Source organism: Pseudomonas sp. (genome assembly GCF_050739655.1).
Lineage (GTDB): Bacteria > Pseudomonadota > Gammaproteobacteria > Pseudomonadales > Pseudomonadaceae > Aquipseudomonas.
The window spans coordinates 1-14,233 of the sequence record NZ_JBOIBY010000739.1; the positions used below are offsets into that span (position 1 = coordinate 1).

The following is a 14,233-nucleotide window of genomic DNA, read 5'->3' on the forward strand; positions in this document are numbered from 1 at the left end:
GGGGGTGTAAGCAGATCAACTGTAGGAGCCGGCTTGCTGGCGATGGCGTCCTCACAAAGGTAGAAGAAACGTCAGGCTTTGCTCGATGCGACCTTGAGCAGCTGTTTCAAAAATCTGTGGTGTAAATACGGGCCTCTTCGCTGGCAAGCCAGCTCTCACAGGGGTATCGCTGTTCACAAGATCTGTAGGAGCCGGCTTGCTGGCGATGGCGGCCTCGCAAACGCCGAAGAAACGTCAAGCCAACATCGACATCAACCCACCCTGGCGATCAAGCCTGGCCAGGTCGTCAAAGCCGCCGACGTGGGTGTCGCCGATGAAGATCTGCGGCACGCTGCGGCGACCGCTGCGGTCGAGCATTTCCTCCAGCTTGCCGGGCTCACGCTGAATGTTGATTTCTTGCATCGCGATGCCTTTGCTGGCCAGCAGTGACTTGGCGCTGCGGCAGTATGGGCAAGTGTCGGTGGTGTACAGGGTCACAGTGTTCATGCGCGTTATCTCCGCAGCGGGATTGATCAGGCGTCGATGGCCGGGAAGTCGATATCGGTCAGAGCGACGTTGTTCAGGTAGTTGGTCAGCGTTTGCGAAGCCACATGGGCAATCACTTCGATGATCTTCGCGTCATTGAGGCCGACGGCGCGGGCCGCGGCGATCTGCTCGCCGGTCAAGTGGCCACGGCTTTCGGTGATCTGCCGGGCGAGCAGGGCATAGGCGTTCAGTTGACCTTCACGGGCACTGCGAATTTCCTGGCTGGAGAGCCCGGCCTTACCGGCAAACACCGTATGCGCCGCCAGGCAGTAGTCGCAGCCGTTGACCTGCGAGGTGGCGAGGAAGATGGCTTCCTTCTCGGTGGCGCTCAGGGACGTTTTGCCCAACGCCGCCGAGTTTTGCAGGTATGAGGCAAGCACGGCAGGGGCGTGGGCCAGCACCCGGAACACATTGGGCAGGAAGCCGATTTTCTTCTGCACGCCTTCCAGCAATGGGCGGGTAGTGTCGGTGGTGTGTTCAAGACTGACAGGGGCAATGCGGGTCATGGTGATTCTCCGAGGATTCAAGCGCGACAGGCGCTGGGTACGGAGTTCATGCTATGGATTCAGGCTGGTTAATTGGATGCAAATCGTCGAGGATATGCGATAGATCGTCCAGAACTGCTCCCGGGAGCCTCCCATGGATCGCTTGTCCACCTTGCTCACGCATTTCGGCGTCAACGCCGGCACCTTCCACAGCGGCACGTTTTGCGGCGCCACCGCGTTCGATGGCAGCCAGGCATGCGGCCACGTGCATTTGCTGCAGGCCGGTGAGGTCGGCCTGAAACTGGCCGATGAGCGCGACGTGCACCTTACCGAGCCGACTCTGATCTTTTTTCCCCGGCCCTATCGTCATCGGTTGTTCGCCACAGAAGCGTCGGCCACACAACTGGTGTGCGCGTCGCTGAATTTCGATGGCGGTTCGGGAAATGCGCTGGCGGCGGCATTGCCCGATTATCTGATCCTCAAGCTCGATGAAATTCCGACCTTGGCCAGCACATTGCAGTGGCTGTTCGATGAGGCTTTCGCGGGGACTTGTGGCCGTGAAGCGGTGATGGACCGGCTGTTCGAACTGGTGGTGATCCTGTTGTTGCGGCATATCCTCAGCAGTCGCAATCAACAACCGGGCATGATGGCCGGCCTCGCTGACCCGCGCCTGGCGCGCCCGTTGAACCTCATGCACGACGCACCGGGCAAGCCCTGGAGCGTGGCCCAATTATCCAAGGCAGCCAACATGTCGCGCGCCAGTTTCGCTGAGCATTTCAAGCGCGTGGTCGGGCAGGCACCAGTGGATTACCTGGTGAGCTGGCGTATCAGCCTGGCGCAGAAACGCTTGCGCGAGGGCAAACCGATTGCGCTGATCGCCGAAGAAGTGGGTTATGAAAGCCCGTCGGCACTGGCCCGGGCGTTTCGCCGCAAGACCGGGGTCAGCCCGCGAGAGTGGAGGGGGTGAACAGACATGATCCAGTGCAAACGTGTAAGCGACGCTGCCACGCCCGAAGATGGGCGACGCATTCTGGTGGATGTGCGATCAACCGAAAACAGTGTGGGAGCTAGCCTGCTAGCGATGGCGGCGGCACATTCGACATCTTCTTTGAATGTGAAGCCCCTATCGCTAGCAGGCTAGCTCCCACAGTGAATGGTGGTGAATCAGTTATTCGAAATGTTCGGGGTTTACCGGGTCGCCGGATTTCATGTTCAGTTGAACGCGGATGTCCTCAAACATCAAATCGTAATGCTTGTGAATTGAGCCGATCTGGCTGTGTGACTTTGGAATTCCATACTTCTCGGCGATTCTCGTTACATCCCTGGCGAAGTTGTAGGCCTCCTCTTTGGGCAGAAAGAAGGTTTCTGACATGTCCTTGCCCTGAATGCTGCCGTGCATGGTGAACTGAATACCCTTCACACCTTTGTCATTCTTGCTGACTTCATAGTCGAGGTGCACGTTGTAGTTGACATCATCCGGGGTCAGTGCATGACGTTCGATATGCAATTTACCTGGCTCAAACTGTGCCATGGGCGTTTCTCCTTACAAGTACGTAATGCCAGGTGTCGCTGTGCTGATGCGCGTGCCGGCCGTGCCTTGGACGATCGCTTCGATATCCGCGAGCGAACCGATCACCGCGACTTTTCCAGTATGGCGTGCGAATTCGCAAGCTGCCTGCACCTTCGGTCCCATGGAGCCTGCGGCGAAACCAAGTTTCTCCATTTCGTCCGGGTGCGCCTGGGCGATGGCTTTCTGCGTGGGTTTGCCATAGTCGATGAAGGCGGCGTTGACGTCGGTGGCGATCACTAGCAAATCGCCTTCAAGCTGTTCGGCCAGCAACGCTGAGCAGAGGTCTTTGTCGATGACCGCTTCGACGCCTTCAAGCTTGCCCGGTGAGGTGTACATGGTGGGAATGCCGCCGCCACCGGCGCAGATCACGATACTGCCTTTTTCCAGCAGCCATTTGATCGGGCGGATTTCGAAGATGCGTTTCGGTTTGGGGCTGGCGACCACGCGGCGGTATTTGTCGCCGTCCGGGGCAATGGCCCAGCCTTTTTCGGCAGCCAGTTTTTCCGCTTCGGCCTTGGCATAGACCGGGCCGATGGGTTTGGTGGGGTTCTGGAATGCCGGGTCATTGGCGTCGACTTCGACCTGGGTTAGCAGGGTCGCGAAGGGCACTTCGAAGTCCAGCAGATTGCCCAGTTCCTGTTCGATGATGTAGCCGATCATGCCTTCGGTTTCGGCGCCCAGCACGTCCAGCGGATAAGGGGACACCGGGGTGTATGCAGCAGCCTGCAGCGATAGCAGGCCGACTTGAGGGCCATTGCCGTGGGCAATGACCAATTGGTTGCCGGGATGGATCTTGGCGATCTGTTCGGTGGCGATCCGGATATTGGCGCGCTGGTTGTCAGCGGTCATGGGTTCACCCCGGCGAAGCAGGGCGTTACCGCCCAGAGCAACGACGATACGCATGGTTCAAGTCCTTCTGGAGGTTCGGTGATCCTGTAGGAGCTGCCGCAGGCTACGATCCTTTGATCTTGATCTTAAAAAGCAAAGTCAAAAGATCGCAGCTTGCGGCAGCTCCTACAGGTCAGTGGTCAGTCGTTATAGGTCAGCCAGTGTCGACACCAGAATCGCCTTGATGGTGTGCATGCGGTTTTCCGCTTGCTCGAAGGCGATGCAGGCCGGGGATTCGAATACGTCATCGGTCACTTCGATGCCGTTTTTCAGGTGCGGGTATTGCTCGGCAATCTGCTTGCCGACTTTGGTGTCGCTGTTGTGGAAGGCCGGCAGGCAGTGCATGAACTTGGTGCGTGGGTTGCCGGTGGCTTTCATCAATTCGGCGTTGACCTGATACGGCAGCAGTTGCTGGATGCGCTCGGCCCAGGCTTCGACCGGTTCACCCATGGACACCCAAACGTCGGTGTGGATGAAGTCCACCCCTTTGACGGCGGCTTTCGGGTCTTCGGTGAGGGTGATGCGGGCACCGCTTTCTTCACCGTACTGTTTGCAGCGGGCCACCAGATCGTCTGCCGGCCACAGCGCTTTCGGCGCACAGATGCGCACGTCCATGCCGAGCTTGGCGCCAATCAGCAGCAGCGAATTGCCCATGTTGTTGCGCGCATCGCCCAGGTAGGCATAGCTGATTTCGTGGATCGGTTTGTCGGCGTTTTCACGCATGGTCAGCACGTCGGCAATCATTTGCGTCGGGTGATATTCATCGGTCAGGCCGTTGAACACCGGTACGCCGGCGAACTTGGCCAGTTCCTCGACGATTTCCTGTTTGAAGCCCCGGTATTCGATCGCGTCGTACATACGCCCAAGCACGCGGGCGGTGTCCTTCATGCTTTCCTTGTGACCGATCTGCGAGGAGTTGGGGTCGATGTAGGTGACATTGGCACCTTGGTCATAGGCCGCGACTTCGAACGCACAGCGGGTGCGGGTCGAGGTTTTTTCGAAGATCAGCGCGATGTTGTTGCCTTTGAGGTGTTGCTGTTCGGTGCCGGTGTACTTGGCGCGCTTGAGATCGCGGGACAGGTCGAGCAGGTAACGCAATTCGCGAGGCGTGTGATGTTCCAGGCTCAGCAGATTGCGGTTATGAATATTGAACGCCATTTTGGATCTCCTAAGGTGTCGGTTATCCCCTTGGCCGCGCATGCCGTGGCAGCGGCGGCCAAGGCTAGTGGGTTAGTAGTCGATCGGATCGCGGATGATCGGGCAGGTCATGCAGTGACCGCCGCCGCGACCGCGACCGAGCTCGCCAGCGCTGATGGTGATGACTTCCACCCCGGCCTTGCGCAGCAGGGTGTTGGTGTAGGTGTTGCGGTCGTAGCCGATGACCACGCCCGGTTCCACGGCCACCACGTTGTTGCCGTCGTCCCACTGTTCGCGCTCGGCGGCGAAGCTGTTGCCGCCGGTTTGTACGACGCGCAGGGCCTTGAGGTTAAGGGCCGCGGCGACGGTATCGAGGAAGTTGGTTTTTTCCCGACGGATGTCGATGCCGCCAGGTTTGCTTTCGTCCGGGGTCAGGGTGAAGGCGACGATCTGGTTCACCACTTCGGGGAAGATCGTCACCAGGTCGCGGTCGCAGAAGCTGAACACGGTGTCCAGGTGCATCGCCGCACGGGATTTGGGCAGGCCGGCAACGACCACTTTTTCCACGGCCTTGTTTTTGAACAGGTTGATCGCCAGTTGGCCAATGGCCTGGCGCGACGAGCGTTCGCCCATGCCGATCAGAACCACGCCGTTACCGATCGGCATCACGTCGCCGCCTTCGAGGGTAGAAGCGCCGTGATCCTTGTCCGGGTCGCCGTACCAGATCTGGAAGTCGGCGTTGGTGAATTGCGGGTGGAATTTATAGATGGCGGTGGTCAGCAGGGTTTCCTGACGACGCGCCGGCCAGTACATCGGGTTGAGGGTCACGCCACCGTAGATCCAGCAGGTGGTGTCGCGGGTGAATTGAGTGTTCGGCAGCGGTGGTATCAGGAAGCTGGAGTTGCCGAGGAAGTCGCGGAACATCTGGATCGCCTTGCCGCCGAACGCGTCCGGCAGGTCATCGCCCGAGACACCACCGATCAGGAACTCGGCGATATGGCGGGGCTCCAGGCTGCGCAGCCAGGAATCCACTTCGTTGATCAAGCCCACACCGACGGTATCGGGGGTGATCTTGCGCGACAGAATCCAGTCGAGCGCTTCGGGGATGGCGACGATGTCCGTCAGCAGGTTGTGCATTTCCACCACATCGATCCCGCGCTCACGCATCTTGGTGACGAAATCGAAATGGTCACGCTTGGCCTGGGCCACCCACAACACATCGTCGAATAGCAGTTCGTCACAGTTGTTCGGGGTCAGCCGCTGATGGGCAAGGCCGGGGGAGCAAACCATGACTTTTCGCAGTTTGCCGGCTTCGGAATGGACGCCGTACTTAACTTTTTCCGTGGTCATTTCAGTAAACCTCCAGATGACAAAAACAGGGTTGTGCTTCCAGGAACAGGAGCTAAAGAGTCAGGAAGCCGTCGTAGAGACCGTAGGCCGCCACCAGAGCGCCAACGACTACCGCAGCGAAAAGCAGCTTCTCGACGTGGGTGAAAACAGGTTTGTTGAGTTCCAGTTTGGCCTTGGCGAACAGGATGACGCCGGGGGCGTAGAGCAGAGCCGAAAGCAGCAGGTATTTGATGCCGCCGGCGTACAGCAGCCAGACCGCGTAGATCAATGCGATGGCGCCAATGATGAGATCCTTCTGGCGCTCACCTGCCGAGCCTTCGTAGGTTTCGCCGCGCACCGCCAGGAGCAGGGCATAGGCCGCCGACCACAGGTAAGGCACCAGGATCATCGCGGTGGCGAGGTAGATCAGCGACAGGTAGGTACTGGCCGAAAACAGCGTGATGATCAGGAACACCTGGACCATGGCGTTGGTCAGCCACAGCGCGTTGACCGGCACGTTGTTGGCGTTTTCCTTGCGCAGAAACGCCGGCATGGTGTGGTCCTTGGCGGCGGCGAACATGATCTCCGCACACAGCAGCACCCAGGACAGAAGCGCACCGAGCAGGGAAATGATCAGGCCGACACTGATCAGCACCGCACCCCACTTGCCAACCACGTGTTCCAGGACGGCGGCCATCGATGGGTTTTGCAGTTTGGCCAGTTCCGGTTGGGTCATGATGCCCAGCGACAGCACGTTGACCAGCACCAGGAACAGCAGCACGGTGATGAAGCCGATCACCGTGGCCTTACCCACGTCACTGCGTTTTTCCGCACGGGCCGAGAAGATACTTGCGCCTTCGATGCCGATGAACACCCACACGGTGACCAGCATCATTCTGCGCACCTGGTTCATCACACTGCCCAGGTCCGGGTTTTTCATGCCCCAGATGTCGGCGGTGAAAATGTCCAGTTTGAAAGCGAACAGAGCAATCAGCATGAACAACACCAGCGGCACGATCTTGGCCACCGTGGTCACCATGTTGATGAACGCGGCTTCCTTGATCCCGCGCAATACGAGCAGGTGAACGGCCCAGAGCAGTACGGAGGCGCCAATCACCGCCGCGACCGTGTTGCCTTCACCAAAAATCGGGAAGAAGTAACCGAGGGTGCTGAACAGCAACACGAAATAACCGACGTTACCCAGCCAGGCGCTGATCCAGTAGCCCCAGGCTGAAGAAAAACCCATGTAGTCACCGAAACCGGCCTTGGCGTAGGCGTACACCCCGCCATCCAGGTCAGGTTTACGGTTGGCGAGGGTCTGGAAGACAAAGGCGAGGGTGAGCATGCCGACGGCGGTGATGGCCCAACCAATCAGGATGGCGCCGACGTCAGCACTGGCTGCCATGTTCTGTGGCAGAGAAAAAATCCCGCCACCGATCATCGAGCCGACGACCAGGGCGACCAATGCACCAAGACGCAGTTTTCCGGGAGCTTCAGACATTGCATGACTCCATTGCAGGTGAAGAGGGTTCACAGCGTAGTTCTGTTTACTGCTCAATCAGCTGACATAGATCACTGCATGCCCATATTCAAAAAACGGCTTTACGGCTGTTCCAAACACCGGCCGACTTCAGAAATCCTGCGTCCTAGAGGCTTCCTGTTTTGATCTGGGAATAGATCGTGTTGTCTGGTTTATCAAGCTAGTTCGTTTCCTTTAAGACGCAAATTTTCAGGGTGATTTTCTGTAAATATTCGCTTTATCAAAATTGTCGGTTAAACCAATTTTTTATATAGGGCAAGATTTTTTGAACTTTTAGTTAGGGGCGTAAATTGGCGTTCTCCAGTAATCGTTATTACGCTTTAGCCACTAGTTGATGGGTGGTTATTCCCCCGGATTTTTTCAGGCCATTGGAGGCGCAACAGGAATGTCGCAATCGACGAACAAGCTTCGCCTGAGCGCGCTGATCGCCCTTGTCGTGGGGTCGATGGTTGGTGGCGGGATCTTTTCCTTGCCGCAGAACATGGCGGCCCAGGCCGATGCCGGTGCGATCTTGATAGGTTGGGCCATTACCGCCGTCGGCATGCTCACCCTCGCTTTTGTCTTCCAGACCCTGGCCAATCGCAAGCCGGAACTCGACTCGGGCGTGTATGCCTACGCCAAGGCCGGTTTCGGCGATTACATGGGGTTCTCCTCGGCCTGGGGCTACTGGATCAGTGCCTGGCTGGGCAACGTCGGATACTTCGTGCTGCTGTTCAGCACCCTGGGTTTTTTCTTTCCTGTTTTCGGTGAAGGCAATACACCGACCGCCATCGCCTGTGCATCAGTGCTGTTGTGGACGGTGCATTTCGTGGTGATGCGCGGCATCAAAGAGGCTGCATTCATCAACCTGCTGACGACGGTGGCCAAGATCGTGCCGTTGATCATGTTCATCGTGATCGCTGCGGTGGCTTTCGAGGCCGACGTCTTCAGTCGGGACATCTGGGGGCGCAGCAACCCGAGTTTCGGCAGCGTGATGGACCAGGTGCGCAACATGATGCTGGTGACCGTGTTCGTGTTCATCGGCATCGAGGGCGCGAGTGTTTACTCGGCGCGCGCGGAGAAACGTTCAGACGTGGGGCGGGCCACGGTCATTGGATTTCTCGGGGTGCTGGCGTTGCTGGTACTGGTCAACGTGCTGTCGCTGGGCATCATGAGCCAAGCGGAGCTGGCCACCTTGCAGAACCCGTCGCTGGCGGCGGTGCTGGAACATATCGTTGGCCCGTGGGGGGCGTTGCTGATCAGTGTCGGTCTGGCGATTTCGCTGTTGGGCGCCTTGTTGTCCTGGGCGCTGCTGTGTGCCGAGATCCTCTTTGCCACGGCCAAGGACAAGACCATGCCAGCGTTCCTGACCAAGGAAAACGCCAACCATGTGCCGGTCAATGCGCTGTGGATGACCAATGTGATGATTCAGCTTTTCTTGCTGATCACGCTGTTTTCCGCAGGCACCTACACCAGCCTGATCTACCTCGCTTCGTCGATGATTCTGGTGCCTTATTTGTGGTCGGCGGCTTATGCGGTGTTGTTGAGCGGGCGTGGTGAAACCTATGAACACGCCTCCGCCGAACGCACCAAGGATCTTCTGATCGGCGGCGTAGCCCTTTGCTACGCGGTGTGGTTGCTGTATGCCGGCGGTTTGAAATATCTGCTGCTCTCGGCGTTGCTCTATGCGCCGGGGGTGATCCTCTTTGCCAAGGCCAGGTATGAGCAAGGCATGCCTGTTTTCACATCTTTGGAAAAAGGCATTTTTACCTGTGTGCTCTGTGGTGCGGGTCTGGCGGCGTATGGGTTGTACAGCGGCGTATTGAGGCTGTGAGGTTGTTGCTGGCGTTCGAGCCGCCCTACGACTGGTCGGCGATGCTGGGCTTTTTGTCGGCGCGGGCGATCGCGGGCATGGAAACGGTGGCTGACGGCGTGTACTCGCGCAGCATCGGCTTGAATGGCGTTCACGGCACCCAGGCTTGGCTCAAGCGTTGCTCGATGACCCTTTGCTGTTCGAGCCGGGTCGTGAAGGAGGCGTGGCGCGATTGCTGGCGTTGTACGGGATTGGGAGCTGGACGGCGCAGTACATTGCCCTGCGACAGTTGCGCGAGATGGATGGTTTTACGACTGGGGACGTGGGGTTGATCAATGCCTTGGCGACATTGGAAGGTGGGCCGGTGACGGCGCGGCAGCTGTTGGCGCGGGCTGAGGCGTGGCGGCCCTATCGGGGGTATGCGGCGCAGTTGCTATGGACTTCGTTGAGTCGGGTGGACTGAGCTGACTTGTTCTTTGTTGCCTGTGCGGGCCCCATCGCTGGCAAGCCAGCTCCCACAGGATGGGTGTCGTCACGACCATCTGCACCCACAGAAGATCTTGTGGGAGCGGGCTTGCCCGCGATGACTGATTAACAGTCACCACCACTGCGCGCGATGTGAACCCAGTTTGCACGCTGCAAGCTTCCATTGCACCGGCGTGCCGGTGATCTTCAGCGGCACGTGCAAGCGATGCGCTGCGCCCCATGGCGTTTGCTCAACCAGCATGCCTTGATCGTGCTCATCCTCGGCCCGCAGCGGCGCATCGTCCCCGCGACCGTTTTCGATCAACAACTTCGCCGTGCGCGCCAGCGACAGCCGCGCCGATCCGGTTTTCCCGCTGTTCAAACGTTCAGCCAGCAACGTGATTGCACTGGCCGCCATCAAATACCCGGTGGCGTGATCGAGGGCTTGTACGGGTAATGGTGTCGGCTTGTCCGCGCGCTTGCAGCGCATGCCGGCGTCGGCGATGCCGCTGCTCATCTGCACCAGGCTGTCGAAGCCGCGGCGATTTTGCCACGGGCCGCTCCAGCCGTAGGCGTTCAGGCAAACGTCGATCAGGCCGGGAGCCAGTCTTTGACGTTCAGTGCTTGAGTAACCCAAGTGCTGCAAGGCATCGGCGCGATAACCATGAAGCACGATGTCGGCGTCCTTGAGCAGGTTTTCGAAAATGCTGCGATCGGCCTTGTCGTTCAAATCCAGACGCGCACAGCGTTTGCCCAGTGTCATCTCGGGCACGACACCCGGCTCGTTCCAGGTCGGTGGGTCGATACGCAACACATCCGCGCCAAGCCCTGCGAGAAAACGGCTGGCAACAGGCCCTGCGAGCACGCGGGTCAAGTCCAGTACTTTGATGCCCGCCAGTGGTTGAGCAACCGAGCCTTGCCACAACAAGGCGTGCTGGCGGCCGTGTTGGGCAAACTGAATCAAGGGTTCGGCATTGACGGCTTGACCTTGCGGATGAGCCTGCCACTGTTCCCAGCTGCGCATTTCAGCCGCACAACCACCGGCATCGACGACGGCCTGCTCCAGGTCGCTCTTGGCCCATTGCGCGACTTTGCTCGCCATCGCCGCTCGGTCGGCACAAGCGCCCAGCACGGACTCAGCCGCAGCACGGTGATGGGGGGCGTTGGTGTGCAGACGGATCCAGCCATCCTTGGCGGCGTAGTCACCGGCAATGGGGTCCCACAGCGGCGGAACGCTCCAGCCCATTGGGCGGATAGACGTCGAGAACCAGAACGAGGCCAGGCGTCGGTCAACTTCGAGTCCCGGCAAGCGTCCGGTTTGCTGGTGCAACAGTTGGCTGACGGCCTGGCCGGCAACCGCGATGCTGGCACAGGCCAGCTCCGTGACGGCAAATGCCGAGGGCAGGGCGCCAGTGGAAGTAAACGGGATCGGCGAATGCAGCAAGCCGAGTGCGGCTTGAATGGACGTGAGTAAATCAGTCATCAAAGGCCCTCCAGAGGAGAGGGCAGAATAGAGCATAAAGATCAAAAGATCGCAGCCTGCGGCAGCTCCTACACTGGACCCTGTAGGAGCTGCCGCAGGCTGCGATCTTTTATGGGCTACACGCGGAACTGATCCATCAGTTTCATCTGTTGGGTGGTCAGCGAGTTGAGCTGGCTGCTGATTTGCGCCGATTCGGTGGCCTGGCCGGTCAAGGTTTCGGTGACGGTGCGGATCGCCGAGACGTTGCGGTTGTCCTCTTCGGCCACTGCGCTTTGCTGTTCGGCGGCGCTGGCGATCTGCAGGTTCATGTCGCTGATCACGGTGACGGCATCGCTGATCTTGCCCAGGGCCTGCACGGCTTGCTGGATCTGCCCGGCGTTGCTGTGGGCCTGGGTCTGGCTCGAATGCATGGTGGCGACCACGCCACGGGTGCCGCTCTGGATACGTTCGATCACCTGGCGGATTTCTTCCACCGAGTCCTGGGTGCGCTTGGCCAGGTTGCGCACTTCATCGGCCACCACCGCAAAGCCGCGACCGCTTTCACCGGCCCGGGCCGCCTCAATCGCCGCGTTGAGCGCCAGCAGGTTGGTTTGTTCGGCGATGCTGCGGATCACTTCCAGTACCGAACCGATCTGTTCGCTGTTCACCGCCAGCGCCTCCACTTCACTCACGGCCTTGCTGACTTCGTCGGCCAGTTGATTGATGTCGCGGGTGCTGCGCTCGATGATCTGCATGCCATCGCGGGCCGACTGATCGGCACCCTTGGCGGCACTGGCTGCATTCGATGCGCTGTTGGCGACATCGTGGGCGGTGGCGCTCATTTCGTTGGAGGCGGTGGCCACCTGGTCGATTTCGCGGAACTGTACCTGCATGCCTTCACTGGTCTGCCGGGCGATTTCAGAAGACTGGTCCGCCGTGCCGCGGGCATCGGTGATGCTTTGTTTGATCTGCGCAATGGTCGGTTGCAGCTTGTCGAGAAAGCGGTTGAACCAACTGACCAGTTCGCCCAGCTCATCGTTTTTGCTGTAGTGCAGGCGCTGAGTCAGGTCACCATCGCCGCTGGCAATCGCCTTGAGCATTTGCGCGACGCTGTTGATCGGACGGGTGACGCCCGAAGCGGTGAGCCAGATCAACAGCAGGCCGATAAGGCCGGCGATGATCGCCACGCCCAGCGCTTTGATCGTCCCGCTTTGCTGTGCGTCATCAAGCACCGCTTGGAGTTTCACCGAGTCCGCGAGCAACACCTGCTTGGGTAGGTCGATGACCACGCCCCAAGCCTTGGAGTCGGCAATCGGACTGACCGGGTACACCGCACGGATCACGTCGCCCTGTTGGAGGATCTTTGGTGCGCCGGCGCCGAGCAATTGCAGGACGTCCTTGCCCTCTGCGCCCAGGGTATCGCCGATGCTTTTGCCCACTTTGCCGGCGTCGGCGCTATAGGCCGCCATCACGCCAGTGCCGGAAACGATCAACATGTGTCCGGCGCTGTTGAACAGTTCGCGCTGGGAGTCGACCGCCGCTGCTTGCAGTGCGTCCAGAGCGATGTCGATACCGACCACGCCGATGGATTTGCCATCCACCAGCAGCGGTACGGAAATGGTGGTCATCAACACTTCCTTGCCGCCGACGGTATCGGCGTACGGATCGAGCAGGCAGGTGCGTTTATTGTCGCGTGGGCAGGTGTACCAGACGTTGTACGGCGTGCCGCTGAGATTGAGGGTGGTTTTGGTCATGTCCTCTTCGACCATGATCGTGTTGAGCGCTTCACCCCCAGCACGGCTCCAGTACGTGGCGAACCGACCGGCTTCGTTGGATTGGCGGGCCGCGTCGTTGACGAATTCGCTGTCCTTGCCATCCAGGCCATTGGGCTCGAATGCCAGCCAGATCCCCAGCACTTTGCTGTTGCGCTCGAAAGCTGTCTTCAGGCTCTGGTTCAATTCCTCGCGCAGCGCGCCGGCTTCAAGCGAACGCTTGGCGGCCAGGTTGCGCATGTCCTTGATCTGATCCGCCAGGGCGGTCACCACGGTCAGGGTTTCACCGAAGGTCTTCTGCACCCGCACCGCTTGTTCGGCAGCCTTGGCCTGGAGCAGGTTCTGCACACTGTCGGTGAGCATTGTGCTGCTGGAGTCGTTGACCAGTGCATCGTTTTCATTGGTCTGGTGGATGTTCATGCCGACAATCAAGCCGACCACCCCCAGCAGGCACAGACCGGAGAGCAGGACAATTTTCAGGCGGATGGAGAGTGAGTCGAACATGGGGCGAACTCGCGAGTGGTGATTATTATTTTTTTGGGCTGCGAGCCCTTGCGGCTCGACACGTCAAATCTTTTTAACGCCATTCATTGCACTTCGGCGGGGTGCGCAGTTGCATGAATGGGAGTCCGACGAACGGTAGTGGTTGACCGTTTGCGCGGAAAAATGTGCCGAAAACCGGATTAAAAACGGGGAAAATCGCCGACTGTTTCAGGAGGGGTGCAGGTTGGATTCCGGGCGCGACCAGATCCATAGATTGCCCAGTAGCATGCCGGTTATCGCCAGGTAGATCGGCCAGCCGTGGTCGAGCATCATCAGCATCAGTGTGGCGCACAGCAGCATGCTGACCGTGGCGCTGACTTTGGCCCGGCGCGCAATGATTTTGCCGTTGCGCCAGTTATGGAGGATGGGACCGAAGAGCCGATGGTTTTCCAGCCAGGCACTCAATCGTGGCGAGCTTTTGGTCGCCGCCCAGGCGGCCAGGAGGATGAACTCGGTGGTTGGCAAGCCGGGGATGACGATGGCGATCAGGCCGATGCCCAGGCTGATGTAGGCGAGCAGGCCGAAGAGGAGGCGGGCGAGTTTTGAAGTGGCTGGTTGAGGCATGGGCTCTGGGAAGTTCGCCTAAGACAGGATCGGAAACCTTCGGGCTTGCTCGGCCCCTGTGGGAGCGGGCTTGCCCTAATGCCAGTCAGTTAAGCGAAAAAGGTCTCTGTAGGAGCGAGCTTGCTCGCGAAAAACCTGTAGACGCCGCGACCATTCAGGAT

The 14,233-nt window shown here is 59.3% G+C and carries 12 protein-coding genes and 2 pseudogenes; 3 read left to right on the plus strand and 11 right to left on the minus strand.

The window, feature by feature from the left end:
* Positions 1-234 precede the first annotated feature (234 nt).
* Entirely contained in the window at positions 235-486 is a 252-nt protein-coding gene (grxC, locus tag ACRESJ_RS34765; protein ID WP_431761930.1) for a glutaredoxin 3, read from the minus strand.
* Positions 487-512: 26 nt separating this feature from the next.
* Positions 513-1,031, minus strand: a complete 519-nt coding sequence (locus ACRESJ_RS34770) for a carboxymuconolactone decarboxylase family protein (protein ID WP_431761931.1) — start codon at positions 1,029-1,031, stop codon at positions 513-515.
* Positions 1,032-1,164: 133 nt separating this feature from the next.
* On the opposite strand from ACRESJ_RS34770, the gene ACRESJ_RS34775 reads away from it, so the two are divergent.
* Complete coding sequence (locus ACRESJ_RS34775) at positions 1,165-1,977, plus strand: cupin domain-containing protein (protein WP_431761932.1); 813 nt, start codon at positions 1,165-1,167, stop codon at positions 1,975-1,977.
* Positions 1,978-2,178: 201 nt separating this feature from the next.
* Here the strand turns inward: ACRESJ_RS34775 and ACRESJ_RS34780 are convergent, their stop codons facing one another.
* The 5 genes from ACRESJ_RS34780 to arcD (ACRESJ_RS34800) form a co-directional block, all read right to left on the minus strand.
* Positions 2,179-2,541 (minus strand): DUF5064 family protein, encoded by a 363-nt coding sequence (locus ACRESJ_RS34780; RefSeq protein WP_431761933.1) that lies wholly within the window; start codon positions 2,539-2,541, stop codon positions 2,179-2,181.
* Positions 2,542-2,553: 12 nt separating this feature from the next.
* Positions 2,554-3,483, minus strand: a complete 930-nt coding sequence (arcC, locus tag ACRESJ_RS34785) for a carbamate kinase (RefSeq protein ID WP_431761934.1) — start codon at positions 3,481-3,483, stop codon at positions 2,554-2,556.
* Positions 3,484-3,615: 132 nt separating this feature from the next.
* Positions 3,616-4,626, minus strand: coding sequence for an ornithine carbamoyltransferase (locus ACRESJ_RS34790; RefSeq protein WP_431761935.1), 1,011 nt, complete (start codon positions 4,624-4,626; stop codon positions 3,616-3,618).
* A gap of 72 nt (positions 4,627-4,698) precedes the next feature.
* Complete coding sequence (gene arcA, locus ACRESJ_RS34795; RefSeq protein ID WP_431761936.1) at positions 4,699-5,955, minus strand: arginine deiminase; 1,257 nt, start codon at positions 5,953-5,955, stop codon at positions 4,699-4,701.
* A 52-nt stretch (positions 5,956-6,007) separates the two neighbouring features.
* Positions 6,008-7,435, minus strand: coding sequence for an arginine-ornithine antiporter (gene arcD / locus ACRESJ_RS34800; protein WP_431761937.1), 1,428 nt, complete (start codon positions 7,433-7,435; stop codon positions 6,008-6,010).
* A 424-nt stretch (positions 7,436-7,859) separates the two neighbouring features.
* Here arcD (ACRESJ_RS34800) and arcD (ACRESJ_RS34805) point away from each other — a divergent pair, with 424 nt between their 5' ends.
* A complete protein-coding gene (gene arcD, locus ACRESJ_RS34805; RefSeq protein ID WP_431761938.1) occupies positions 7,860-9,287 on the plus strand; it encodes an arginine-ornithine antiporter in 1,428 nt (475 codons plus the stop codon).
* Positions 9,284-9,729 (plus strand): annotated as a pseudogene (locus ACRESJ_RS34810) (AlkA N-terminal domain-containing protein). Before arcD (ACRESJ_RS34805) ends, ACRESJ_RS34810 begins: the two are co-directional and overlap by 4 nt.
* A 135-nt stretch (positions 9,730-9,864) precedes the next feature.
* Here the strand turns inward: ACRESJ_RS34810 and ACRESJ_RS34815 are convergent.
* The 4 genes and pseudogenes from ACRESJ_RS34815 to ACRESJ_RS34830 form a co-directional block, all read right to left on the minus strand.
* Positions 9,865-11,214: a CoA transferase gene (locus ACRESJ_RS34815; RefSeq protein WP_431761939.1), complete on the minus strand. Its 1,350-nt coding sequence runs from the start codon at positions 11,212-11,214 to the stop codon at positions 9,865-9,867.
* A 116-nt stretch (positions 11,215-11,330) separates the two neighbouring features.
* On the minus strand, positions 11,331-12,086 hold the full coding sequence (locus ACRESJ_RS34820; RefSeq protein ID WP_431761941.1) for a methyl-accepting chemotaxis protein: 756 nt from the start codon (positions 12,084-12,086) through the stop codon (positions 11,331-11,333).
* Between the two features lie 102 nt (positions 12,087-12,188).
* A pseudogene (locus tag ACRESJ_RS34825) lies at positions 12,189-13,469 on the minus strand (HAMP domain-containing protein); the annotation flags it as partial.
* 207 nt (positions 13,470-13,676) lie between these two features.
* Entirely contained in the window at positions 13,677-14,072 is a 396-nt protein-coding gene (locus tag ACRESJ_RS34830; RefSeq protein ID WP_431761940.1) for a YbaN family protein, read from the minus strand.
* Positions 14,073-14,233: the final 161 nt, after the last annotated feature.